This is a genomic window from Streptomyces sp. NPDC037421 (assembly GCF_055602105.1).
On sequence record NZ_JBVJWV010000032.1, the window covers coordinates 62906 to 85728 of the forward strand.

Sequence of the window (22823 nt, forward strand, 5' to 3'; positions counted from 1 at the left end):
GGGGGTTTCGGGGGGGTGCCGTGGTGGGGCCCAGCCGGCTAGTGGGTCGGAGGGGGGGGGGGGGGGGGGGGGGGAGGGGGGGGGTCGGCCCCCCCCCCCCCCCCCCCCCCCCGGTTCCCCGTAACTACCGAATGGTAGTCATGTCTTGACCGGCCCGTGAGCCCGAGAGGGGCGCACGGGTCTCAACAAGGGGAACACATCATGACGATGACATACCGTCGGGGCAGGCCAGTGCTCTCGACGCTTTCGGCCGGGATCGCGGCCACCGCCCTCCTCATGGGGCTCGCCGCGCCGGCCGATGCCGCTCCGCTTCTGAAGCCCACGTCCACCGGCCCGGCGTCCGAGACGGTGAAGCCCGGACGTGAGATACCGCCGATCCAGAACTTCGGCACCATCGACGGCTTCGGGCAGAACGCCGAGCACGAACGGATCACCCGTGCGGCCCTCGCCTGTGCACCCGGCGCCACTCCCGGCGCGTCCGGTGCGTGCTTCCAGCCTGCCTCCATCCGCCAGTTGGCGGGGGCGAACGGAACGATGGGGGCCATCGGCGCACCGGACACGGACCAGGTGCTCACCGAAGCCGCGCACTGCGACGGCGCCGACTACCTGAACGCTGCCGGCTACCCCCGGACCAGGGCGCAGGCCACGTCGGTACTGCTGGCCTGCATCGCGCACCTCAAGGGGGAGTTCAACCGGGGGGTGGAGAAGGCGGACGTGCTCGTGAACACCGCGGGCGCCGTCAGTGCCTCCGACACCGACCTCTCCTCCGACTGCACGTTCGTGCTGGGCGTCGCGGGCCGCGGCAAGTGCAACGCCATCGAGGGCTTCGGCCGGGCGCTGCACGGCACCGAGGACTTCTACTCGCACAGCAACTGGGCCGACCAGGCGGACGGCAGGTCCGCCATCGGCATCAACAACCCGCCGGGCCTGGCCCGTACCGGACCGGCGCCCTTCCTCCGGCTGGCCGCTGCGGCACCCTCGGCCTCCGACATCCCCGGCGACCTCACGACGGGCTGCTTCAGCCTCAACCCGTGGGGCTGCGGCAAACGCATCACCCACAGCGTCCTGAACAAGGACAACGGGATCATCGACGCCGCCACAGGGAGAGCCACCTCCCCGACCACTCCCAGGGGGCAGGTCGCCGGCAACTTCAACGCCGCCGTCCAGGCGGCCATCGCCGACACCCGTTCCCAGTGGGACGGCTTCCGCGGCTCCCTCATCGCCCGCTACGGCGCCGTCCGCGGACAGCGCATGGCATGCGCGATGACCCAGGACAACCCGGCCCGCGACTGCCGTTGATGACCTGAGCCGCAGACGCGGACCGCGGGCGAGCCGTCACGGAAGGGATGCCGATACCCCTTCCGTGACGGCCGGCGCGGCCAGGATCTCCGCCGGTGGGACCCGTGTGGAAGGGCTTCAGCCCCTGGCCCTGGCCGCCGCCACGGCTTCCTTGACCGTCCGCGCCACGCGGGCCGCGTCGTCGGGGTTGTTCACCACGTCCGTGTTGTTCATGTCGACGACGAGCACCTCGCTGGCCGAGTAGTGCTTGTACACCCAGTCGTCGTAGCCGGACCACAGGATCCGGTAGTACTCGACGAGGCTGTCGTCCTGCTCGAAGTCGCGGCCCCGCAGCCCGATACGGTGCAGGACCGTCTCGAAGTCCGCCTTGAGGTAGACCATGAGATCGGGTGCCTTGCGGTACGGCAGGCCGTCGATCTCGCGCATCATCTCGTCGAGCAGCCCCTCGTACACCTGCATCTCGAGGGAGCTGATCCTGCCCAGATCGTGATTGACCTTGGCGAAGTACCAGTCCTCGTAGATGGACCGGTCGAGGACGTTGTCGCCCTGCTTGTACGCCGCCTTGATGGCGGCGAACCGCGTCTGCAGGAAGTAGAGCTGGAGAAGGAAGGGGTAGCGCTTCGCCTGGATCTCCTCCGGGCTCGCCGTGTAGAAGAGCGGCAGGATCGGATTGTCGTCCACGCTCTCGTAGAAGACCTCGCTGCCCAGCTCCTTGGCGATCAGTTCGGCCACGCTCGTCTTGCCGATTCCGATCATGCCTCCGACGCAGATCACCGACATACCTCACTTCTCCCTGGGGGTCTTCTGTTCGCGGGTGGGAGGAGCGGCCGGCACCCCATACCCCTGAGACGCACGCAGGCGGTCACCCGATGCCCCCACGACCTTCATGATCAGCGCCACAGGGTTCCGAGCCCGGACCCGGAACCCGACGCAGGCCGCCCACTCGACCTGCCGAACTGGTGGTTGCGCGGTTGCCGCATACAGCGAGCCACCGCCCCCGCGGCCGCCTTGAAGCATAAATGACGATTCACCCCACGCCGGACCGTGCGCCCGGACCGGGCCCACCTCACAGGTCACGGGGCGCGGCCCACGACCCCGCTACCGGTTCTGGAGGGGGCCTTCGCCGTAGGGTGAGAGGCTACTTAAACCGGCCAACGGTCACGGGAGCCATGTATGACGCGGTACCTGATCTCGTTCGACGACGGTGCGATGGACTTCCCCGAGGAGGAGCTGCCCGAGGTGGCCGAGGCCTCGTTGGAGGTGGTGCGCAAGGCTCGGGACGCCGGTGTGTGGGTCTTCGGCGGTGGGCTGGAAAGCCAGCGGGCGAGCATCGTGTCCACCGACGGGACCGTCACCGACGGCCCGTACCCGGAGACCAAGGCGGTGCTCGGCGGGTTCTCGGTCATCGATGTGCCCTCACGCGAGGAGGCGCTGGAGTGGGCTGCCCAGATCGCTGCCGCGTGCCGCTGCGCGCAAGAGGTCCGGGAGATCCTGCCCGACCCCACCGCCTGAACGAGGACACCCCACCGAGCCCGCAAGGTGGTCGACAGGGTCTTGTGCCGGGTCCGGGCAGGAATACCGCGACGGGTCCGGCCCGATGCCCTATACCCCGCACGTGCGTCCGGTTAGGCTTACCTTGCCTGGCGTGCGAGCGTGCAGGTGGCGACCCATGGAACGGAACGGGCAGAGGCAGGGTGCAGGTGGGAAACGGTGACCGGGTTTGTGCGCTTCGTGCGCCCGCTGGGGCGGAGCTCCCATGCGGGTAACGGACATCCCGGGTTCCGGCCCCGAGCTCGGGACGAGGCGTCGTGGATAAGATCTTGGTCACGGCCGGAGCCCTGTACGTCATCGTCCTGCTCCGCGCCGGAGGGACGTTCGCCGTCGGGTGGCTCGCCGGCGCCGGCGCACGCCGCAGCAGGTTCGCCGGGCGGATCTCCTCGGCGAGGTTCCGGCGCGCCGAGCGGGCGATCCAGCGGTGGGGCGCGCCGGTGGTGGCCCTCTCCTTCCTGACCGTCGGTTTCCAGACCGCTGCCAACTTCCTCGCGGGCAGCATGCGCATGCCGTTGCCGCGCTATCTCCTCGCCCTGTTCGTGGGCGGAGCGGCCTGGGCGCTGATCTACGCGACCGCGGGACTCGGCGTGCTCGAAGTGCTGGGAAGGCTCTTCGCCGAGCGCACAGCCCTCGGGGTGTCCGCCGTCGCCGTCCTCGTCGTCCTGGTGTGCGCGGTCGTGGTGTACCGCAGAAGAAGGGCGGCCCTGTCCTCCGGTGCCACCGTGGCCGAGGAATCGTGAGCGCGTCCCGCCATCCCCTCACCCCGGCTCCCCCGCCATCCCGTCGCCTGCGAGGCCGGCCGGGCCGAACCAGCGGGTGAGGGTCTCGCCGAGTCCGGCACCTCCGGCCCAGCAGACGTATCCGTCCGGGCGGACGAGTACGGCCTCGGCGTCGGTCGAGCCGGATGCCGGCCGGGCGCGCACGTGGGCGATCCGGTCGCTCCAGGGGGCGGCGGCCGCGAGGGGGGCGTCGGTGAGGTTGAGCAGGACGCCGCGGCCGGTCCGCGTCAGGTCGCTGAACCGGACCCGCTCACCGTCGCCGAGGTCGAGTTCGACGTCGGGCATCCGCAGGCCGAGCAGCGGATGGGCGGCGGCGTCGGGAGACGGGAGGCAGAGGTCGAGCCCGGCCATCACGCCGGCCATGTACCGGTTGGCGTCGGGCAGCCGGAGCAGGTCGGTGAGCACGTCGCGCAGCTCGCCCAGCCCGCCGTCGCGCTGCGGCCCCATGATCACCCCCTGGGCCCGGGTGAGGGCGAGCACCCGCGCGGCAACGGGGTGCCGCTCGGTCTGGTAGGTGTCCAGCAGCTCCTCGCCCACCTCGCCGCGCAGGACGGCGGCGAGCTTCCAGCCGAGGTTGAACGCGTCCTGGACGCCCAGGTTGAGCCCCTGGCCTCCGGCCGGGGAATGGATGTGGGCGGCATCGCCGGCGAAGAACACGTACCCGTGGCGGTAGTGCTCCAGCTGCCTGCTGGCGTTGCTGAAGCGGGAGGCGTAGCGGATCTCGGCGACGTCGAGCGCCCCGCCGTGGGTGGCGCGCAGGACCTCGCGGACCTCCCCGGGTGTCACGGGGGCGTCGCGCTCGGCCAGCATGGTCTGCGGGCCACTGAAGATGATCTTGTGGAGCCCGTTCGCCAGGGGCGCGATCATGGCGAAATGGCCCTGGGGTGACGTGTGGATCCGCGTACTGATGTGCCCGGAGGTGCTGTCGTCGACGTCGCCGGTGAGCAGCAGGTCGGCGGTGGCCATGCGGATGGTGGCCGCCTGACCGGGGAAAGCGGCTCCGATGATCTTGCGCACGCTGCTGTGCGCGCCGTCGCACGCGACGAGACAACGGCCCCGCAGTGACCGGTCGCCGTCCGGTGCGGTCACGGTGACCGTGACGCCGTCGGCGTCCTGGCGCAGGCCGGTCAGCCGGTGCTCCCTGAGCACCCGGCCGCCGAGCTCGACGAGGCGGTCCTCGAGCACCGCCTCGAGCTGGTCCTGCGGGAGCAGGACGGGGTGCGGATAGCGGGTGTCCCACGCCGCGTAGTCCAGCGGTACGGGCAGTCCCGCGAAGTGGCCGCCGACGAGCCTGTAGTCGATCTGCCGCCCGAGAGCATCGTCCAGCAGACCGCGCAGCGCGAGCATCTCGGCGGTCCTGGGCTGGATGGCCCCGGCGCGGGACTGGAGGTTGCGGCCGGGCAGTCGGTCCAGCACGACGGTGGGTACGCCGGCGAGCGCGAGTTCGGTGGCGAGCGTGAGTCCGGCACCGCCGGCTCCCACGACGATGACGCCGGTGACCTGCGTGTTCATGGAGCCTCCCAAGGCGATTCCTTCACTTGGTCGATAACTATACCAGGTGCAAGTTTCCCCTCGGTGTCCCATTGATATCGTGGGCGCATGGCTGAGCAACTTGGACTCCGGGAACGCAAGAAGCAGCGCACCCGGCAGACGATCTTCGAAGTGGCGCTGCGGCTGTTCCTGAGCCGCGGTTTCGACGACGTCTCGATCGCGGAGATCGCCGAGGCGGCCGAGGTCTCCAAACGCACGCTGTTCACCTACTTCCCGACCAAGGAAGACCTGGTCCTGCACGTGTTCGCCGACCACGAGGACGAATCGGCCCGCGTGGTCCGCGCCCGCCCGGCCGGCACGAGCCCACTGGCCGCCCTGCACGCGCACGAGCTCGACGCCCTGGCCCGGCGGGACCCGAACACCGGACTCACCTCCGACCCCGACGCCGTGGCCTTCGCCCGGCTGCTGAGCACGACGGCGAGCCTGAGCGAGCGGCTGCTGCGGTATGCGGGGCGCAGCATCGCGGCCCTCACGCAGGCGCTGGAGGAGGCCGGCGCCGACGAGCTCACCGCGCGGCTCGCCGCGGTGCAGATCGTCACCGTCCTGCGCACCCTCGCCGACCGCAACAGCAGCCAGGTGCAGGCGGGCCGCCCCGCCGACGACGTCTACCCGGAGGCCGTGGCCGCCACCGACCGGGCCTTCCGGCTTCTCGGCGCGGGCCTGGCCGACGCCCTTCCCGCCTGAACGCCCGCCCTTCGCGGCGGGCACGGCAGCCGCACGGCCGTTGCGTCAACCTCCTTTGCCCAGCTCTCGTTCCATGACGGAGCGGAAGTCGCGCGCGGGCCGCGATGTCCTCGGCGTCGACGCCTCGTGCACCTGGCCCGGCGCAGGAAGGGCAGGACGGCGGCAGCCGGGTCGGGATCGCCCACGGGCGGGATCACGTGGACGCGGCTGGCGGCGTACGCGAACAGAGCCGTCACCGCACGCCGGAAAGGGAGGTTCCTCCCGCGCGGCCGGCGCCGCGGTGGCCTCGGGGCGGCACGTCAGCCGGCCGGTCCCCGCCAGATGTTGTCGAAGGCGGCTTCGTCGATGGCACGCCGCTGCCGCTCGGCAGCGAGTTCCATCACCGCGTCGTTGACGGCGGCCAGCACGGCGGCGATGTCGTCGTCGGTCACCTCGGGCGTGTCATCGTTGCCCTCGCCGTGGACCACGGCGGCTTCCACGAGGGCGGCGAGTACGGGTTCGGCTGCGGCCTGGCGGTCCCTGGCCCGGCGGCGAGCCGGCGTGTCCGCCGGCACCGGCTCGCCCGCGCGCACGAAGAGTCCTCGGCGGGTCTCCCTGACGAGCTCCCCTTCCGCCTCCAGTACGGCCCGGTAGGCCTTGGCCAGGCCGTTGCCCCGGCGCCACAGCCAGTCGGTGGGCGACTCGAAGGGGGCGTCCCCGACGAGGGACGCGGCCGCCTCGGCCAGCAGCCGGTCCGGAAGGAGCTGTTCGCCTCCCGGCACGATCCGGTCTCCGTCCAGCCGGACGGCCCCGGCCCCAAGGAGGTCGATCAGCTCGGCGCCCGCGAGCGCGAGCGACAGGTCGCCCTGTTCGGCGGTCCGCTCGGCACCGCCGTCCAGAACGAGGATCAGCAGATCTCGTGCAGTCGTCATGAGCTCGCCCGTCCCGTGCCGTCGCGGTGTACACGCACCCGAGCGCGTCGGGCGCTCGCGTGCCAGCCTACAAAGCGCGGGCGCCCCTTGCCCGCGTACCGGCACAACGCCGTTCCCTCGTGACCGGCTGGTGCGGCCGCCCGGTCGGCGGTCAGGGCCGCGGCGGGGTCTTGCGGGCGTGCAGGACGTGCGCGTCCAGGGGCAGGGGGGTGTGGCCCTGGAGGTGGAGGCCGGCGTCTGACAGGAGGCGGGCGTAGTGGGCGGCGCCGCGTTCGCGGCCTCCGACGTTGCAGAGCATGTGCAGGTCCCAGGAGGTTGCCAGCGAGGGAGAACCGTCTGCGGGCAGGAGGCGTTCGACGATGAGCAGGTCGGCGTGGGCGGGCATGGCGCGGGCGCAGTGGCGCAGGATCTCCCGGCAGCGGTCGTCGTCCCAGTCGTGCAGGACGCGGGAGAGGAGGTAGACGTCCCCTCCGGGCGGTACGTCGGCGAAGTCGCCCACGCGGTAGGCGCAGCGCGCGCCGCAGCCCGCGTCGTCGAGGAGGCGGCGGGCCGCCTCGACGACGTGCGGGCGTTCGAGGAGGACCCCGCGCAGGCTCGGGTGGGCGGTGAGGATCTGGCCGAGCAGCTCCCCGTTGCCGCCCGCTACGTCGACGACGGTGGCGGACGCGGGCGCCTGGGCCGCGGCGGTGACGACCGGGTGGGCGGGGAGCGGCCGGAACATGCGTGCGCTCGCGGCCATGGACCGGTCGAAGAGGTCGGCGAGGTCGGGGTCGCGGGCGAAGTGGTCGAAGTGGTTCTCGCCGAAGAGGTGGTCGAAGGCCGGCAGCCCGGTCCTCACGGCGTGGTCGAGGGCGCCGAAGGAGCGGTAGAACGGGCCGCCGTACATCAGGGCCAGGGGGCGCATCGACGCGGGTTCGTCCGCGCGGAGCAGGGCTCCGAGCTCGGTGAGGCGGAATCCTTCCTCCTGGCCCGGAGCCGCGTCGTGGGTGACGGCGCCCAGCATCGCGAGGTACCGCAGGAGGGTGCCGAGGCCGCGGGCGTGGGTGCCGGTAAGGCGGGCGAGGTCCTCGGTACGGCACGCGGTGCGCGTGTCCATGGCATCGGGCAGGCGCAGCCGGGCGAAGGAGGCGAGGGCCTGTGTGGTCCACGCACCGGTCAGCAGGTGAAGGAGCGTTTCGGCGGGCTGCCGTTCGCCGTGGTGGCCGAGGTGGTCGGCGAGGGCGCCGCGGTGGTCGCCGTGGGCGTAGAGCTCCAGTCGCCGGTATCCGCAGGCCGCGTCGGCGGGGGTGGTGAAGTACAGGACCGTCCCGTCCTCGTGCGGGTTGTAGCCGCCTCCGTCGGGGCGTGCTCCGTGTCGGGCGAGGGTCGCGCACAGGCCGCGCAGAACCAGCGCGTCGGGGTGCTCGATATCGAAGGCGAGGTGCGTCTCGTGCCGGCGGGTACGTTCGTAGGCGGCGATGCGCTCCAGGGCGGAGTGCGGGGGCACGGTCAGGGCGAACACCTCGACCGCACGGGGTTCTCCGGAGGCTCCGGACACCTGTGGGCGCAGGATCCGGACATCGAGCTCGGCCGGGTCGCGCCGGTGGCGCCGGGCGAGGCGCTCGCGGACGACGACGCTGGGGTGGGACGGGGTGTCCGCCGCCAGCCCGCACGCGTCGAGCTGGTCCCTCAGGCTCTGCGCGTCGGGCGGGAAGAGCAGCATTCCCGCGTGGGCGAAGCGGCAGCGCCCGGCCAGCGTCCGCAGTTCCGTGCCGTCGAGGCCGGGCAGGAGGAGCGGCAGCAGGGTGGTGCTGTCGTGCTCGCGGACGAACGCGGCGGCCGCGCGCAGGCGGGCCGTGTCGTCCGGAAGCACCGTTTCGTCGGGGAGCATCGTTTCGCCGGGCAGCATCGTTTCGTCGGCGAGCGTCGTCATCGTGGGAATGTCCTCGGGCCGGTACTGATCAGGGCAGGGCGGGGGTGGGCAGGGAGGGACGGGGAGAAGCCGAGTGGAGGGAGTGGCCGGGGCGCAGCGGAGTCACACGCCGACGTAGTTCTCGGCGAACCATTCCTGGTGGATGCGCGAGGTGCGCAGTGAAGCGATCCGGGACCGTCGCCGGGCGGCTTGGAAGAACGATCCGGCATCCGGGTCGCCGTCGGGTGCCGCGTGCAGCAGCCGGGTCATCCAGCCGGTGAACTCCTGCGCCCTCCAGATGTGCGCCAGGCACCGGTCCGAGTACCCGTCGAGTCCCCTGGTGTCGCCGCGGGTGAGGGCGTCGACGAGGGCCTCGGCCAGGATCTCGGCCTCCAGGACGGCCAGGTTGGCGCCTTTCGCGGCGGCCGGGGCCGGCGTGCTCGCCGCGTCGCCCGCGAGCAACAGCGAGCCCTGGCGCAGCGGTTCGACCACGTCGCAGGTCAGGTCGAAGAGCCCGCGCTCCAGGAGGGTGCCGCGGCCCAGCGGGCCGTACTGCGGGGCGCGCATCCGGATGTCGAGCTCGTCCCAGATCCGCTGCTCGGACCAGGCGTCGGCGGCGACGCCGCGCTGCCACTGGAGGTAGTAGCGGGTCACCTCCGAGGTGCGGGCCATGTGTCCGGCGAAACCCCGGTCGTGGATCGCGTAGCCGACGGCGTCGAGGCTCGGCGGGGCCTGGGCGAGCAGGCCGAGCCAGGTGACGCCGTGGTCGTGGTGGTGGACGGTGTCCGGTGGCAGGGAGCGGCGGGCCGCACCCCGGCGCCCGTCGCACCCTGCGACGTAGCGCGCCGTCCACCGGGCGGCACGGCCGTCGGGTCCGCGCGCCGTGAGGGAGGGCCGGGTGCCGTCGGTGTCGTGGACGGCGAGCGCCTCGGTCCGGAAGTGGATGCGTCCGCCGCGGGCGAGGTAGTGCCGCAGGAGGTCCGCAACGAGGTTCTGCTGCGGGTAGACGTGGTGGTGTCCGCCCCGGCCGAGGGCCCCGTAGTCGACGCGGAACCGCCCCTCCTGCGTGCGGAACTCGCAGGTGCCGTGCGGGCGGCCGTACTGGTGCAGGCCGTCGGCGAGGCCGTGACCGTCCAGGATCCGCACGGTGTTCGGGGCGAGGAACCCGGCGCGGGCGCGGGTGCGGACGCGGGAGGAGGAGGCGCGTTCCAGGATGACGCAGTCGATCCCGGCGGCGAGCAGAAGGTTTCCGAGGACGAGCCCGGCCGGACCTGCACCGAGGACGATCACGTCGGCTGAGGCGCGTAAAGCGCGGTATGTCTGGCTGTCCGTCATAGCGGGTGAAGCATAAGCACGCGAACTTCCGTGAACCTACGCCAGCCATCCCTTAGCGGGAATAGAGTGACAATCACGCTTAGAGTGTGCGGCCCTTGCTGACGGGCCGGAAGCGGCCTGAGGAAGCCCTGCCGGTGGTGCGCGCCGGGCGTGCGGGAGCGGGCACACGCGCTCGCGTACGCCCCGGGCGAGGCCGTCCGCCTTCCCTTCGGACCGCCGGCCGGAGGCCTGTTGCCCGGGCCGGCCATCACGTCCGGAGATCATCCGTTGTCCGCGCAGGAAGTCGGTGGAGCGCTCCCGGCCCGCTCTGTTACGGTCCTGTCGCCGGCCGCGGGACTCCGGTGCGACTTCCGGAACCTGCCTCTGAAGCAATGATTCGCAGCTCGTGCCCCCATTCCCCGGCCGGCTTCCACTTCGAGGAATGAACGTAATGGATTCGAACGGGGACCTCGTCGCGGCCGACGACGTACTGCTCTTCGTCAACGCGGCGATCACCTCCACCGGCCAGCGCGAGTTCCACGACGACGCGGACGAGCAGCGGCTGTCCCTCGACTTCCTCCACGCGTACATGCTGGGGAACTACCGCGACCTGTACGCCGGGGTCCTCGCTCTCGACATCAACGACCACAACGCGGTCCTCATCATCCGGCGGCTGCTGGAGACCGCCGGGGAGGCCACTGCCGAGCAGCGCCGCAGCGAGGGCCGGCTGATCGCGTCGCGTCTGACGGCGCTGCCGCCGCAGCGCGTGTACGGGCTCTTCGACGCACTGCGCCGGGCCGGGGTGAACAACCGACGCAGCCGCGCGATCGCGCGTGACTGGCTGGCCTCCCGCAGGGACCTGGCGTTCGACGCCGTGAAGTACCGCAGCGGCCTCAAGCGGGTCCTCCGCCATGCACACCTCACCCCCGCCAACGCCCCTGAGGAACTCGGCACGTTCCTGTTCGCGCCGCACACCCGCCCGCACTACTCGACACCCCTGCTGGAGGCCTGGCGCCGGGCGCACTACGAGCAGGCGGCGCTGTACGAGCTGCCGTACACGGCCGCCGAGGGGTTCGCCGCCAAGCACGCCATACCCCGAGACGTCTTCCTGGAGCGCATCGCCCCACGGATGACCCGCCTGGAGACCTTGCGGCTGCAGGGGTCCGCGCACGCGCGCGGCGCCACGGGGGTGCGGGCCGACCTGGCCGGGATGCCGCTGACCCGCCTTGCGACCCGTGTGCTCTCGCTGCCGGTCGGGGAGCGCCTGCGCCGGCGTGCCGAGCTGACCCGCGCCCTGGAGTCCGCCGCCGACCGGGTGGCAGGCGCCCACCGGGGGAGCTGGGGCAAGGTCACCGCCGTCCTGGACGACAGCTTTTCCTCCTGCGGGTCGGTCCACAAGCGCCGTCGGCCGCTGGCCGTGGCACTGGCCTGCCACCATCTGCTCGCGGCCCTCGCCGACGACTACACCGCGCTGTGGACGTCCGGGCGGACCGACGCGCTGCTGGCGTATCCGTACGGGCCGACGCCGGTGGGCCGGCGGATCCTCGACGCGCTGGAGACCTCCCCGGCCAGGCTGGTGATCGTCTCCGACGGATGGGACAACGCGCCTCCCGGCCTGGCCGGCGAAGTGCTGCGCGTCTGGCGCACCCGGCTCGACCCCGGGCGTCGCACCGGCATCGTGCACCTCAACCCCGTCTACGACGCGGCCGATTTCGACGTCCGCCGGTTGTCCGCGACGGTGCCCACCGCGGGCATCCGGGACGCCGAGGACCTCCCGGCCCTGGTGGAGCTCGCCCAGTTCGCGGAAGGCCGGACCGGGCTGGCCGAGCTGATCGCGTACATGGACACCCGTGCGGCCCGCATGGCGGCCGGACACGACCGGGAACGGGCGCGATGACCACCACACTGGACCTGACCGGTCTCGCCACCCGCCCCTCCCAGGTCTGGGGCGCCGTCCGCCTGGTCCCGCTCGTGCGCGACGAGCCCATCGGCGACCTCCGTCTGCACCCGGAGCTCTACGGCGACGCGGCCGGCCTGGTCGAGGTCGACCCGCGCCACGCCTACCTGTCCTACGTTCCGCACGGGTTCGTCGCCGCGTGGACCCGTGACGGCACGCCGGCGGCCGCCTACGGCACCCAGCTCTCCGCCGATCGCGACCCGGCCCCCACCGCCACGATGGGCCTGCGCTTCCACCGCCGGATGGCCCGTCGCCAGGCCAAGGACCGGCTGCGGTTCCTCCCCATGCACCTGGCGCTGGAGGGCTACCTGGCACTGCACTTCGGCGGCCCCACGATCGCCTGGGAGGAGTGGTCGCAGCGCGCGGTCCGCCAGGGTCTCTCCCCCCGGGTCGAGGAGGCCTACGTGGGGGCCGAGGTACGGGGACTCGCCGACGCGCTGCGCGTCTTCGAGATCCACCCGGGCCAGTGCGGTGTGATGGTGTACGTCGCCGACGCGCTCGCTGCCGCGTTCGCCGTCCCGCATCCCGACGACTACCGCGCGCTTCACGCGACGCTCCTGCAGGACCTGTACGGCGAACTGATCCACCATTACGCCACGCTGATGCTCCCGGTGCCGGACTTCCGCGCCCGCATCGCCGACACGCGGATCGGCTCTCTGGACGACCTGCGCACGGCGGTCGCCGAGCAGGAGGAGGCCTGGACGCGGTTCCACGACACGACGATGGCGATCGGACTGCCGGGGCACGCGTACACCTGGCAGTCCGTCTACCGGATGGGCCGCTTCACGCTCTCGCGCTTCCGGCCGCCTTTCCGTCCCAAGCAGGAGAACCACATCGGTGAGGCCATCACCGACGACGGCGGCCGGATCGCCTACCTCAAGACGTTCCGGCTGTCGGAGGGCCAGGTCCGTCGCGGTCACCTGCTCAGCAGGCTCGCCGCCCATGACTGGCACCTTCCGGCCACGGCAGCCGATCTCGGCATCGACACGGCCCAGTTGGGGCTGCGGCTGGAATCCGCCGGCTTCGCCTTCCTGCTGCGCCAGGACGTCCTGGACGGATACCGCAAGCGGGCCCGGACGCGATGAGCGTGGCACGGTGCGGGCGTGGCCCGTTCAGTCGTCGGCGAGCTGCAAGGCCAGTGCGTAGTGCTCACCGTCCGTTCCGGCGAGCAGGCTGTCGAACAGCGGGGTGAGGCCGTTCACGGCGCCGCACGCGGCGTCGTGGTTGGTCCACCAGCTGCCCTCCGGTCCGAGCAGGGACACCACCCGGGTCGCCGCGCGCTCGGCGGTGTCCGCGGGCAGGTGCCGGTGCGAGGGCCACACCAGGTCCACGGCGGCGAGCCGGGCCAGGAAGGCGGCGGCCTCGTGCGGCTCCAGCGGCTCCAGGGCGGCGCAGAGTCGCGGGACGGGCGGCGGGGCGTACCCGGGGAGGTAGCGCTGCCAGGCCTCGTCGGTCGCCGCCTCGGCCAGCAGCACACGGATCCTGGCCGCCAGCTCCGGCAGGTCGGGGTCCGGCTCGGTGAACCGGCCGAACGCCACGTACACCCGCGTCGGCGTGGAGAGCTCCTCCATCCGCGCTTCCAGCTCCGCGAGGACTCCCGTCGACTTCATGACGGGGGCGTCCCCGCGCGTCCGGGACGGCCGCCGAAGTCCACCGAGGCGGCGCCGCGGTCCCGTTGGTGGCGGTCGAGCAGGACGATGGAGGAGATGCCCGGGGTGGCGGGCAGGCCGTCGTGGGCGATGCCCGCGAGGAGCCTCGCGAGTCCCCGCTGGTGGATTCCGAAGACCCGTGGTGAGGCCGGACGCCGTCGGGCGCGCTGGCCGGACAGCGCTTCCCGGGGGCCGACGTCGAGCACGACCATGTGCAGGGGGCGCCGGCCGCGGTGGGCCGTGTACGCGAGCCACCGACGCATCCACGCCCTGGTGCCGCAGTCGTGTATGAGGAGGGGGTGGCCCAGGCGCATTTGGGAACGTATCCACCGCATGTGGTTCAGTCGCGCCCAGGGCCGGTACACCGCGTAGGGAAGCCAGGCGGGCATCCGCGACTCGTAGGCCGTGCGGGTGGCACGAGGATCGACGACCGCGGCAGCGGGAGACCACGCGCGCAGCAGTGTGCTCTTGCCGCTGCCGGGAAGTCCGGCGACGACGACGGCCGCGTTGGGCGGATAGGACAGTCTGATGTCCCGGCCGGCCCGGCCGCGGAGGTCGACGACCCCCTGAGGGGGTATGCGGCGGCCCGGGCACGCGCTGCCCGGCTGCCGTACGGCCTCCCCGGACCCCTGTGCCCGTTCCGGCGGGTCTTCGGTGCTGGTGGGTGTGCTCACAGGTGATGTGCCGTTCGGAGGGGCGGTCCGGGAAGAACCCGAGGCTACCCGAGTCGGCGGTGGGGCCTTCCCGGCCGGGGCAGCGGTGGTCGTGCCGCCTGCTCCCCGGCCGGTCCGGCCGTCCCGCCCCGCGCATCGGCGGCGCCTGGGAGCGCTTCGAGGTTGACTTCCTGGACGTGTGTCCAGGTATTCTGGACACACGTCCAGGAGATGCCTCGGATCACGCGCGCCGCGGGCCACGCGAACCGGGCGATCAGCACGAGGAGAGGGTGGGGCTACGCCGATGGGGACGACCGCGACGGTACTGGTGGGCCTGGTGGCCGCGCTGCACACGTACTTCCTGGTGCTGGAGATGTTCCTGTGGCAGCACGCGCCCGGCCGCAAGCTCTCCGGCTTCGACGCGGACCTCGCCCGCGCCACCGCGCCCCTCGCCGCGAACCAGGGCCTCTACAACGGCTTCCTGGCGGCCGGCCTGGCGTGGAGCCTGTTCGCCGGAGACCCGACGGCCTTCCAGATCCGGGTCTTCTTCCTCGCCTGCGTGGTGATCGCCGGGGTCTACGGCGCTGTCACCGCCAACCGGCGCATCCTGATCGCCCAGGCCCTGCCCGGTGCACTGGCCCTCGGCGCCGTCCTGCTGGCCGGGTGACGGGCGTGCCGGAAGACCCCCGCACCGAGCGGACCCGGGCCAGGCTGCGCGAGGCCCTGCTGGAGGAGTGCGCGAACGGCCCGCTGGACAAGGTCGGTGTCGCCGCCCTGGCACGCCGGGCCGGGGTCGGCCGGGCCACGTTCTACCTCCACTACGCCGGCCTCGAGGCGCTCGCCGTGGACGCCTGCGCCGAGATCGTCCGCGAGGCGGTGGACGCCCTGCACGCCTGGCGCGGCGTCCCCGACCCGGCGAGCCCGCCGCCCGCCCTGCTCGAATTCTTCGAGCGGCTCCCCCGGCACGGCTCGCTCTACCGCCAGTTGCTCCGGCCGGGCGGCGGCGGGCCGCTCGGCCAGGTCCTCCACCGGGACCTGCGCGACCGCAGCCGCACCGAACGCGCGCTGGCCGGAGCCCCGGAACCAGAGCTGGTCGCCTCGGCCGTGGCCGCGACCTTCGCCGGGGTGCTCGCCGACTGGCTGCACGGTGCGATCGAGGCGGCGCCCGCCGAGATCGCCGGGCAGGTCTGGCGCCTGCTGATCGGCCTGCACCGCACACCACTGTCCTGAGGCCCCCGCCAAGACCGGACCGCCCGCCGGCGTGCTCTGCTCCCCGGGGTCCCGGTACGGTTCGGGCCGCCACCGCGCCGCCCCGCCGGCGTCCCCACCCCCCGACCGCCCCGGCCCGCCCCCGAAATCCACCGGCGACACCGCCATCCGGCCAGCTGCCAAGATCCCCTCCCGGGCCCGGCTGGGCGAGGGACGGGCTGCCCGGGAGTGGGTCGCGCTGGAGAAGGTCCACGGGGCGAACTTCGCCGTCCGGTGCGACCGGGCCGGTGCGCGACCGGCCAAGCGCCGCGAACTGCTCGGCGAGAGCGGCCTCGACGGCTTCTTCGGCGTGGGCCGGATCTGGCCGGCCCTGGCCATCGCCGCGGACCGCTGCGCCGCCGCCCTGCGCCGCGCGTACGACACCGGTCCCTCGGCACCGGTCACGGTCTACGGCGAACCGGCCGGCGGGAGATCGCCCGGGACGCGGTCGAGGAGGCGGCCGAGTCCCTCGGCGGCATCGACGACGGCCTCGCCCCGGCCCTGGAGCGGGCTCTGCTCGCCGGCGCGCTCGCACTCGCCCGCTTCGACGCCGACCGGCGGGCCCGGTGATTCAGAGCCCGGCCAGCGTGTCGCGCAGCCGCCGGGCCTCCTTGAGCAAGCGGGACGATCCCGGCCGCTGGGCCAGGGCGGTCACCTCGGGCAGTTCGCCCCGCGCACCCGACAGCCGCGCGGAGTCCGCCGCCACGGCCAGCAGGACCCCGTGCGCCTGCGGCCGGGTCCGGGCCAGGAAGCCCGGGAGCGCGGAGGCCAGGACCGCCCAGACCGGGGCGGCACCCTGCGGGGCGGCGGCAGCCTCCTTCATCGACTCGGCCACCAGGGCGGCCTTCAGCGTGCCCAGCCCCACGAGTTCGGCAAGTTCCCGGCCCAGCAGCTCCCCGTCCAGCCTGCCCCGCGCGGCCAGCAGGAGCAGCGCCCGTACGGTGGCGTCCCGGTCCTCCTGGGGAACCGAGGCGAGCCCGTAGGCGACGGCGAGGTGTCCGGCCGGTCCGGCCGGTCCGGCCGGTCCGTCGGCCGCGGCAAGCGCTTCGAGGAAGGCGGGCGCGCCGCGGCCGCCGTCCGTGTCGGCGGCCGCGGCGACCCCCGTCGGCAGCCGGGCCGCGGCGATCTCCGGGTGCCAGGGCAGGGGCGCGACCGTGTGCGCGTACCGGAAGTCCGGCAGGGACCGGTGCGGGCAGGAGATGGCCGGCTCGAACTTCCGGAACAGCGACCAGAACCGGCGGGGAAACGCTCCTCGGCCCTCGATCGCCTCGTGCCCCACCAGGATGCGGCGGCCGGCTATCGCCGTGTCGCGTGCCCGTGGGACATCTCCGATGAAACCGGCCTCATCTAGGGTGCCTTCATGGATCACGAAAGCGCTGCCGACCCACGGTTCGCGGCCGCCCGCCTCAAGGAACGCATCTACGCGACGATCACGATCATCTCGGTCGTCATCGGACTGCGGGCCACCGAGCACGTGGACCCGGCAGGTGCGGCCGCGGCGCTGCTCACCACCGCGGTCGGGTTGTGGCTGGCGGCGGTCGTGGCCGACCAGCAGGCCCACCGGGTGGTGCACGGCCGGCTCGCGACCGGCAGCGAGCTGCGCGGGATCCTGTCCGTCAGCAGCCCGCTGCTGCTGTCCGCCGCCGGCCCGCTGGTGCTGGTCGCCTCCGCCGCGCTGGGAGTGATGGGCGTCGACACGGCGCTGCTCGCGGCAGCGGCCGTGAGCGTGACCGGCCTGTTCGCCTGGGGCTGCTACGGCGGGGTACGCATGGGCGGCGGCGTCGTCGCGGGCCTTCTGGCCGGGGCCCTGGACGCCGCGATCGGCGTGGCCGTGGCCTTGGTGAAGGCCTCCGCCGGCCACTGAACACGGACGGGTCCCCGGGCGGCTGCGCTTCGCCGGGGCGCGGCGGTTCCGGCAGAGTGGACGCGGAAGTCCCCCGTCCGGGGCGGCACGAGGAGAAGATCACCTGCCATGAGCACCAAGTCCACGCCCTTCGACGAACTCGACCGGCAGATCGTCGCGACTCTGATGGACAACGCCCGGGCGAGTTTCGCGGAGATCGGGGCGGCCGTCGGCCTGTCGGCCACCGCCGTCAAGCGGCGGGTGGACCGGCTGCGCAAGGCCGATGTGATCACGGGGTTCAGGGCCACGGTCCGGCCGGCCGCGCTGGGCTGGCGTACCGAGGCGTACATCGAGGTGTACTGCGACAGCGCGGCACCGCCCCGGCGCCTGGCGGAGGTCGCGCGCAAGTACCCGGAGATCGCGGCGGCGATGACGGTGACCGGCGCCGCCGACGCGCTGCTGCACATCAGGGCGACCGACGTGGAGCACTTCGAGGAGGTGCTGGAGCGGATCCGCAGCGAGCCGTTCATCCGCAAGACGATCAGCTACATGGTGCTGTCGCACCTGCTGCCGGAGAGCCCGGAGGCGGGGGCCAGTGCGTCCGCTCCGGCCGGGGCCGCCGCGCGTGCGGCCGATGGCGCAGCAATCCTGCTCTGAGGGGCATCTACACGCAGGATTCCTGCGCCGGCACGCAGCGCTTTGTTCTTGTCGCGCTGACCTGCCGCTTTCTACGGTTGGGCCACTCCCCCAGTCGTCACCGCAGGAAGCGGAGGAACCTCTGTGCCCGCAGGACACAGGCCGCTCGGCCTTAGCCGGCGCCCCAGGCGCTATGTGATGTGCGAGCCTCGCTATTTCGACGTGCGCTACGCCATCAACCCGTGGATGGACGTCCGCACACCGGTCGACCCGGTGCTGGCCGGTGAGCAGTGGCGGGCCCTGGTCGAGGCGTACCGCGGCCATGGCCACACGGTCGAGACGGTCGCCCCCGTGGAGGGCCTGCCCGACATGGTGTTCGCGGCGAACGCGGCCCTCGTGTCGGGCGGCCGGGTCTTCGGGTCGTCCTTCCACGCGGCGGAGCGCCGGCCGGAGTCCGCCGAGTACGAGGCGTGGTTCAAGGGGGCCGGGTACGAGGTCCACCGCTCCGGGGCGGTCTGCGAGGGTGAGGGGGACCTCGTTCCCGCGGGCCGGTTCGTACTCGCCGGCACCGGCTTCCGTACCCAGCGGGCCGCGCACCGCGAGGTGCAGGAATTCCTCGGCCGGCCGGTCATCGGTCTCGAACTGGCCGACCCCCGCTTCTACCACCTGGACACCGCCCTCTTCCACCTCGGTGAGGAGAGCGGCGAAAGCGACGGGAGCGGCGAGGGGAACGTCGCGTACTACCCGGCGGCGTTCTCCCCCGGCAGCCGCGAGGTGCTCCGGTGGCTCTATCCGCGGGCGGTGATCGCCACCGAGGAGGACGCACTGGCCTTCGGCCTCAACTCCGTGTCGGACGGCCGCAACGTCTTCGTCGCTCCACAGGCCCACGGTCTCGTCGACCAGCTCGCCGACCGTGGATACGTTCCCGTCCCCATCGACCTGTCGGAGTTCCGCAAGGCCGGTGGAGGAATCAAGTGCTGCACCCTGGAGATCCGCTCATGACCGGCACCACCACCGTCCCCGCGCCCCCCTGCACGCCGCGCTCATCGGCAGAGCTGATCCGCGCCGAGGCACCGGTGCTCGCGCACAACTACCACCCGCTGCCCGTGGTCGTGGCGCGTGCGGAAGGCAGCTGGGTGGAAGACGTCGAGGGCCGCCGCTACCTCGACATGCTGGCCGGCTACTCGGCCCTGAACTTCGGGCACCGACACCCCGCCCTCATCGACGCCGCGCACCGCCAGCTCGACCGGGTCACGCTGACCTCGCGCGCCTTCCACAGCGACCGGCTGGCCGGCTTCGCCGAGCGCCTCGCCGAGCTGACCGGCCTCGACATGGTGCTGCCGATGAACACGGGTGCCGAGGCCGTGGAGAGCGCGGTCAAGGTGGCCCGCAAGTGGGCGTACGAGGTCAAGGGCGTCGCAGCGGACCGGGCGACGATCGTCGTGGCGGACGGCAACTTCCACGGCCGTACGACGACGATCGTGAGCTTCTCGACCGACGCGACGGCCCGCTCCGGCTTCGGCCCCTTCACCCCCGGCTTCCGCGTCGTGCCCTTCAACGACCTGGCCGCGCTGGAAGCGGCCGTCGACGAGACGACGGCCGCCGTGCTGATCGAGCCCGTTCAGGGCGAGGCCGGCGTCCTCATCCCCGACGACGGATACCTGACCGGGGTCCGGGAACTGACCCGGCGCACGGGGTGCCTCTTCATCGCCGACGAGATCCAGTCGGGTCTGGGGCGTACGGGCCGCACCCTGGCCGTCGACCACGAATCGGTCGTGCCGGACGTCCTGCTCCTGGGCAAGGCCCTGGGCGGCGGCATCGTCCCGGTCTCCGCCGTCGTCGCCCGCCGCGAGGTGCTCGGCGTACTGCGGCCCGGCGAGCACGGGTCGACGTTCGGCGGCAATCCCCTGTCGGCGGCAGTCGGTTCGGCGGTCCTGGAGCTGCTGGCCACCGGTGAGTACCAGCGGCGCGCCGCCGAGCTGGGAGCCGTGCTGGACCGGGGCCTCGCCGAGCTCAGCCGCGCGGGCGGCGCCGTCACGGCCTACCGGGCCCGGGGCCTGTGGGCGGGCGTGGACGTCGACCCCGCGCTCGGTACGGGTCGGCAGATCAGCGAACGGCTGCTCGCCGAGGGCGTACTGGTCAAGGACACCCACGGCTCCACGATCCGGCTGGCCCCGCCGCTGACCATCACGGAAGGGGAACTCCAGACCGCGCTCGCCGCCCTGCGGAAGGTCCTCGCCTGAGCGTGCCCGTCCCGTCCGGGACGTGGTGACCGGTTTCCGCCAGCCGGAACCGCCTTCAGCCGAATCCCGTTCGTCATGCACGGATCGCGTGTCAGCATGAGGCCGGCACGGGAAGTCCATCGACTTGAAGGAGCACGTCCTTGACCACCAGCCTCCGGCGCGGTGCCGGCCGACGGTTGTTACAGGCCCTGGTCACAGCCCTCTGCGCAATCGTCGGCGTCACCGCGCTCGGTGCGCCCCCGGCAGCGGCAGCCGATCAGCGTCACCCGGTCTACGCCATCGCGCACCGCGTCGACACCCTGGACGGCGTGGACGCCGCGCTCAAGCACGGCGCCAACGGCATCGAGATCGACGTCTGCGCCTGGTGGAACCCGAACGAGTGGCGGGCCTATCACGACTGTTCCTCTGCCGGTGACAACCGGCTGGGCCCCAGCTTCGACAGCATGGCCGACCGCGTTCTCTCCCACGCGAACGCGGGACGCCGGCTGCCGATGGTCTGGCTGGACATCAAGGACCCCAACTACTGCGGGGAGCGGGAGAACCGCGGGTGCAGCGTCGCCGGTCTGCGCGACAAGGCGCAGCGGCTGACCGCTGCCGGGATCCAGGTGCTCTACGGGTTCTTCGAGTACCACGGCGGAAGCACCCCTGACGTCGGCGGCAGGGGCTGGAAGAGCCTGGAAGGCAGGCTCGGCCCCCTGGAGGGCATCACGACGACCGGCACCCGCGACCAGGTCCAGGGCGCGTTCAACCGGTCCGGTTCCGGATTCCCGGCCGGTCGCCGGGTGATGGACTACGGGGACAGTGACATCACCAAGGGGTTCGGCAACTGCACCGAAGCCACCTACTACACGTGCGCCGAGCTCAAGAAGGGTGCCGGGGAGCGTGACGCCGGACGGCTCGCGGCCACGCTGTCCTGGACCACCACGTACAACGATCCCTGGTACGTGGACAAGCTGCTGGGAGACGGGCGCGTGGACGGCATCATCGCCGGATACGGGGCCTTCACCGGGGTGCGCGAGTACGACGACAGCTGGCAGTGCGCCAACGCCGTCGGCCTCGTCCGTGACTGGGTGAGCCGCCACGGCGGCACCCATCGCATGGCCACGCCCGGGGACCGCCTGTTCAGGTGATCGGCATGCCGCCGACACCCGCCCTGGCTCGCCTGGACAGCCCTGTCGCCGACTTCCGGCACTCCGTTCCACGAACTCGTCCTCGTCGACCGTCGCGCAGGTGTTCTCACCCTTGTGGTCGCCGCCGACGACTGATGGAGGCGCGTCCGAGCCGCCCCCCGATGTCGGTCCGGTTGTCGACGCTGTCGGCTCGGACTTGGCTTTGAGGAGCGGTGCGGTGCGGATGGAGCGTCATCAGGCGAGGACTTCGTGGACCGGATCGGGGGGCGGGTCCGGTCGGTGTCGAGGGCCGGCCTGATGGTCACGTACGAGTGGCATGCGGTCTGCGACGAGTTCCTCGACTGCCTGGGTGCCCTGTCCGTCGCGACGCCCGGCCTCGGCACGCCGGAGGCGAAGGCCGTCCTGCGGGCCGCCGCCGAGGCCGCGGCCGGTGCCGTCGCCTTCGCGGGTCCCGCCGGCGAGCTCGCCGCCGTGGACGCCGCGCTCTGCCATGCCCGCCGACGCGGCTAGGGGGTGTCCGGCGGCGTCCTTCGGCGGCGGCCACAACCGGTAGCCTTCCCCTCGCCGGTCACCGGGGCGCGATGAGCCGGCCATCCGATTCCGCTCGTTCCCCAAGAGGACACAACGCACATGTTCAAGGTCAACGAATACTTCGACGGCACGGTCAAGTCGATCGCCTTCAACCAGGAGCAAGGCCCGGCGACCATCGGTGTCATGGCTCCCGGCGAGTACGAGTTCGGCACGGCCGCCCCGGAGATCATGCACGTCGTCAGCGGCGCCCTGACCGTCAGGCTTCCCAACGCCTCCGAGTGGGAGACCTTCTCCAGCGGCAGCCACTTCAAGGTCCCCGGCGACAGCAAGTTCCAGCTCAAGGTCGCGGTCGAAACCGCCTACCTCTGCGAATACCGCTAGGGGGTGTCCGGCGGGCCGGGGCCGGCCCGCCGGCCCGCGGCCGCACGCTCCGGGTGCCGGGATGCGTCAGTTCCCGACCGGCACCACGCGCGCGTTCTCGATGTACAGGTGCAGGCTTCCGTCCTCCGGGCACCTCAAGCCCACCGTGAGGCTGCCCACCCGTCGGTCCTCGGGATCGAACGCGATGGCCGTCTCGAACACGCCGTGGCCCTCAGGGCACCAGCAGACCTCTTCCGGCTGGATCTGCGGGCCTGGCGTGGCGGGCGGGAGCGGGGTGCCCGAGGGCTCAAGCCTCCACGGATACTGCCCGGGGAAACCTTCCTCCCAGCCGTCGGGCACGCCCAGAGGCAGGCAGCAGCCGAAGCAGAAGCACTCCCGCGCCACCACCTCGAACTCCTCAGAGCCGCACCACCGGCACACCACGAGCGTGGGCTCGGCCCGTGCGTCGTGCTCACCGGCACGCCCCACCATCCGCAGCAGGGCTTCGCGGCCCTCGGCCTCGCCGGAAGGTCCCGTTCGCCATCCGTCTTCGCTCCCCATGACGCGAATCCTCGCACGCTCCCTGCGGTCGG

The 22823-nt window shown here is 72.5% G+C and carries 24 protein-coding genes; 15 read left to right on the forward strand and 9 right to left on the reverse strand.

The window, feature by feature from the left end; genetic code table 11:
- The first annotated feature begins 231 nt into the window (after window positions 1-231).
- Window positions 232-1299 carry a CinY protein gene (locus ACZ7IF_RS32230; protein WP_470978745.1) on the forward strand — a complete coding sequence of 356 codons (1068 nt, stop codon included), beginning with the start codon at window positions 232-234 and terminating at the stop codon, window positions 1297-1299.
- A 117-nt stretch (window positions 1300-1416) separates the two neighbouring features.
- On the opposite strand, the gene ACZ7IF_RS32235 is transcribed toward ACZ7IF_RS32230, so the two are convergent.
- On the reverse strand, window positions 1417-2079 hold the full coding sequence (locus ACZ7IF_RS32235; protein ID WP_470978748.1) for a deoxynucleoside kinase: 663 nt from the start codon (window positions 2077-2079) through the stop codon (window positions 1417-1419).
- Window positions 2080-2472: 393 nt separating this feature from the next.
- Between ACZ7IF_RS32235 and ACZ7IF_RS32240 the strand changes: the two genes are divergently transcribed.
- Window positions 2473-2811, forward strand: a complete 339-nt coding sequence (locus ACZ7IF_RS32240) for a YciI family protein (RefSeq protein WP_470978751.1) — start codon at window positions 2473-2475, stop codon at window positions 2809-2811.
- 296 nt (window positions 2812-3107) lie between these two features.
- Window positions 3108-3590 carry a DedA family protein gene (locus tag ACZ7IF_RS32245; RefSeq protein WP_470978752.1) on the forward strand — a complete coding sequence of 161 codons (483 nt, stop codon included), beginning with the start codon at window positions 3108-3110 and terminating at the stop codon, window positions 3588-3590.
- Window positions 3591-3608: 18 nt separating this feature from the next.
- On the opposite strand, the gene ACZ7IF_RS32250 is transcribed toward ACZ7IF_RS32245, so the two are convergent.
- On the reverse strand, window positions 3609-5141 hold the full coding sequence (locus tag ACZ7IF_RS32250) for an FAD-dependent monooxygenase (RefSeq protein ID WP_470978753.1): 1533 nt from the start codon (window positions 5139-5141) through the stop codon (window positions 3609-3611).
- Window positions 5142-5228: 87 nt separating this feature from the next.
- Between ACZ7IF_RS32250 and ACZ7IF_RS32255 the strand changes: the two genes are divergently transcribed.
- Window positions 5229-5864 carry a TetR/AcrR family transcriptional regulator gene (locus ACZ7IF_RS32255; protein ID WP_470978756.1) on the forward strand — a complete coding sequence of 212 codons (636 nt, stop codon included), beginning with the start codon at window positions 5229-5231 and terminating at the stop codon, window positions 5862-5864.
- Between the two features lie 299 nt (window positions 5865-6163).
- Here the strand turns inward: ACZ7IF_RS32255 and ACZ7IF_RS32260 are convergent, their stop codons facing one another.
- The 3 genes from ACZ7IF_RS32260 to ACZ7IF_RS32270 form a co-directional block, all read right to left on the reverse strand.
- The gene (locus ACZ7IF_RS32260) at window positions 6164-6775 is read right to left on the reverse strand and encodes a GOLPH3/VPS74 family protein (protein WP_470978758.1); all 612 of its coding nucleotides are present in this window, start codon (window positions 6773-6775) and stop codon (window positions 6164-6166) included.
- Between the two features lie 151 nt (window positions 6776-6926).
- The gene (locus ACZ7IF_RS32265; protein WP_470978760.1) at window positions 6927-8687 is read right to left on the reverse strand and encodes a methyltransferase; all 1761 of its coding nucleotides are present in this window, start codon (window positions 8685-8687) and stop codon (window positions 6927-6929) included.
- A 102-nt stretch (window positions 8688-8789) separates the two neighbouring features.
- On the reverse strand, window positions 8790-9956 hold the full coding sequence (locus tag ACZ7IF_RS32270) for a 4-hydroxybenzoate 3-monooxygenase (protein ID WP_470978762.1): 1167 nt from the start codon (window positions 9954-9956) through the stop codon (window positions 8790-8792).
- Window positions 9957-10431: 475 nt separating this feature from the next.
- Between ACZ7IF_RS32270 and ACZ7IF_RS32275 the strand changes: the two genes are divergently transcribed.
- Both ACZ7IF_RS32275 and ACZ7IF_RS32280 read left to right on the forward strand, forming a co-directional pair.
- On the forward strand, window positions 10432-11877 hold the full coding sequence (locus ACZ7IF_RS32275; protein WP_470978764.1) for a hypothetical protein: 1446 nt from the start codon (window positions 10432-10434) through the stop codon (window positions 11875-11877).
- Window positions 11874-13022 (forward strand): ARPP-2 domain-containing protein, encoded by a 1149-nt coding sequence (locus tag ACZ7IF_RS32280; protein ID WP_470978766.1) that lies wholly within the window; start codon window positions 11874-11876, stop codon window positions 13020-13022. The genes ACZ7IF_RS32275 and ACZ7IF_RS32280 overlap by 4 nt, the downstream gene beginning before the upstream one ends.
- Window positions 13023-13049: 27 nt before the next feature.
- On the opposite strand, the gene ACZ7IF_RS32285 is transcribed toward ACZ7IF_RS32280, so the two are convergent.
- Both ACZ7IF_RS32285 and ACZ7IF_RS32290 read right to left on the reverse strand, forming a co-directional pair.
- Window positions 13050-13547, reverse strand: a complete 498-nt coding sequence (locus tag ACZ7IF_RS32285; RefSeq protein WP_470978768.1) for a hypothetical protein — start codon at window positions 13545-13547, stop codon at window positions 13050-13052.
- Window positions 13544-14260 (reverse strand): AAA family ATPase, encoded by a 717-nt coding sequence (locus tag ACZ7IF_RS32290; RefSeq protein ID WP_470978770.1) that lies wholly within the window; start codon window positions 14258-14260, stop codon window positions 13544-13546. The genes ACZ7IF_RS32285 and ACZ7IF_RS32290 overlap by 4 nt, the downstream gene beginning before the upstream one ends.
- A gap of 283 nt (window positions 14261-14543) precedes the next feature.
- Between ACZ7IF_RS32290 and ACZ7IF_RS32295 the strand changes: the two genes are divergently transcribed.
- Window positions 14544-14906: a DUF1304 domain-containing protein gene (locus tag ACZ7IF_RS32295; protein ID WP_470978772.1), complete on the forward strand. Its 363-nt coding sequence runs from the start codon at window positions 14544-14546 to the stop codon at window positions 14904-14906.
- Window positions 14907-14911: 5 nt separating this feature from the next.
- A complete protein-coding gene (locus ACZ7IF_RS32300; RefSeq protein WP_470978775.1) occupies window positions 14912-15469 on the forward strand; it encodes a TetR/AcrR family transcriptional regulator in 558 nt (185 codons plus the stop codon).
- Between the two features lie 589 nt (window positions 15470-16058).
- On the opposite strand, the gene ACZ7IF_RS32305 is transcribed toward ACZ7IF_RS32300, so the two are convergent.
- Entirely contained in the window at window positions 16059-16766 is a 708-nt protein-coding gene (locus tag ACZ7IF_RS32305) for a hypothetical protein (RefSeq protein WP_470978777.1), read from the reverse strand.
- 81 nt (window positions 16767-16847) lie between these two features.
- Here ACZ7IF_RS32305 and ACZ7IF_RS32310 point away from each other — a divergent pair, with 81 nt between their 5' ends.
- The 7 genes from ACZ7IF_RS32310 (at window position 16848) to ppnP (ending at window position 22251) form a co-directional block, all read left to right on the forward strand.
- Window positions 16848-17351: a hypothetical protein gene (locus ACZ7IF_RS32310; protein WP_470978780.1), complete on the forward strand. Its 504-nt coding sequence runs from the start codon at window positions 16848-16850 to the stop codon at window positions 17349-17351.
- 108 nt (window positions 17352-17459) lie between these two features.
- The gene (locus ACZ7IF_RS32315; protein WP_470978782.1) at window positions 17460-17987 is read left to right on the forward strand and encodes an Lrp/AsnC family transcriptional regulator; all 528 of its coding nucleotides are present in this window, start codon (window positions 17460-17462) and stop codon (window positions 17985-17987) included.
- Between the two features lie 177 nt (window positions 17988-18164).
- Window positions 18165-18968 carry a dimethylargininase gene (gene ddaH, locus ACZ7IF_RS32320; RefSeq protein WP_470978784.1) on the forward strand — a complete coding sequence of 268 codons (804 nt, stop codon included), beginning with the start codon at window positions 18165-18167 and terminating at the stop codon, window positions 18966-18968.
- Window positions 18965-20209 carry an ornithine--oxo-acid transaminase gene (rocD, locus tag ACZ7IF_RS32325; RefSeq protein WP_470978787.1) on the forward strand — a complete coding sequence of 415 codons (1245 nt, stop codon included), beginning with the start codon at window positions 18965-18967 and terminating at the stop codon, window positions 20207-20209. Before ddaH ends, rocD begins: the two co-directional genes overlap by 4 nt.
- 140 nt (window positions 20210-20349) lie before the next feature.
- Entirely contained in the window at window positions 20350-21339 is a 990-nt protein-coding gene (locus tag ACZ7IF_RS32330) for a PI-PLC domain-containing protein (RefSeq protein WP_470978789.1), read from the forward strand.
- A 249-nt stretch (window positions 21340-21588) separates the two neighbouring features.
- Window positions 21589-21849 carry a hypothetical protein gene (locus ACZ7IF_RS32335; RefSeq protein ID WP_470978791.1) on the forward strand — a complete coding sequence of 87 codons (261 nt, stop codon included), beginning with the start codon at window positions 21589-21591 and terminating at the stop codon, window positions 21847-21849.
- A 120-nt stretch (window positions 21850-21969) separates the two neighbouring features.
- On the forward strand, window positions 21970-22251 hold the full coding sequence (ppnP, locus tag ACZ7IF_RS32340) for a pyrimidine/purine nucleoside phosphorylase (protein ID WP_470978794.1): 282 nt from the start codon (window positions 21970-21972) through the stop codon (window positions 22249-22251).
- 66 nt (window positions 22252-22317) lie between these two features.
- Here the strand turns inward: ppnP and ACZ7IF_RS32345 are convergent, their stop codons facing one another.
- Window positions 22318-22791, reverse strand: a complete 474-nt coding sequence (locus ACZ7IF_RS32345; protein WP_470978796.1) for a hypothetical protein — start codon at window positions 22789-22791, stop codon at window positions 22318-22320.
- Between the last annotated feature and the right edge of the window lie 32 nt (window positions 22792-22823).

Coding starts and splice junctions, on each gene's coding strand:
- ACZ7IF_RS32235 (WP_470978748.1), bottom strand. CDS start 2,079: ATGTCGGTGATCTGCGTCGGAGGCATGATCGGAATCGGCAAGACGAGC.
- ACZ7IF_RS32240 (WP_470978751.1), top strand. CDS start 2,473: ATGACGCGGTACCTGATCTCGTTCGACGACGGTGCGATGGACTTCCCC.
- ACZ7IF_RS32250 (WP_470978753.1), bottom strand. CDS start 5,141: ATGAACACGCAGGTCACCGGCGTCATCGTCGTGGGAGCCGGCGGTGCC.
- ACZ7IF_RS32255 (WP_470978756.1), top strand. CDS start 5,229: ATGGCTGAGCAACTTGGACTCCGGGAACGCAAGAAGCAGCGCACCCGG.
- ACZ7IF_RS32260 (WP_470978758.1), bottom strand. CDS start 6,775: ATGACGACTGCACGAGATCTGCTGATCCTCGTTCTGGACGGCGGTGCC.
- ACZ7IF_RS32265 (WP_470978760.1), bottom strand. CDS start 8,687: ATGACGACGCTCGCCGACGAAACGATGCTGCCCGGCGAAACGATGCTC.
- ACZ7IF_RS32275 (WP_470978764.1), top strand. CDS start 10,432: ATGGATTCGAACGGGGACCTCGTCGCGGCCGACGACGTACTGCTCTTC.
- ACZ7IF_RS32280 (WP_470978766.1), top strand. CDS start 11,874: ATGACCACCACACTGGACCTGACCGGTCTCGCCACCCGCCCCTCCCAG.
- ACZ7IF_RS32285 (WP_470978768.1), bottom strand. CDS start 13,547: ATGAAGTCGACGGGAGTCCTCGCGGAGCTGGAAGCGCGGATGGAGGAG.
- ACZ7IF_RS32295 (WP_470978772.1), top strand. CDS start 14,544: ATGGGGACGACCGCGACGGTACTGGTGGGCCTGGTGGCCGCGCTGCAC.
- ACZ7IF_RS32310 (WP_470978780.1), top strand. CDS start 16,848: ATGGATCACGAAAGCGCTGCCGACCCACGGTTCGCGGCCGCCCGCCTC.
- ACZ7IF_RS32315 (WP_470978782.1), top strand. CDS start 17,460: ATGAGCACCAAGTCCACGCCCTTCGACGAACTCGACCGGCAGATCGTC.
- ddaH (WP_470978784.1), top strand. CDS start 18,165: ATGTGCGAGCCTCGCTATTTCGACGTGCGCTACGCCATCAACCCGTGG.
- rocD (WP_470978787.1), top strand. CDS start 18,965: ATGACCGGCACCACCACCGTCCCCGCGCCCCCCTGCACGCCGCGCTCA.
- ppnP (WP_470978794.1), top strand. CDS start 21,970: ATGTTCAAGGTCAACGAATACTTCGACGGCACGGTCAAGTCGATCGCC.
- ACZ7IF_RS32345 (WP_470978796.1), bottom strand. CDS start 22,791: ATGGGGAGCGAAGACGGATGGCGAACGGGACCTTCCGGCGAGGCCGAG.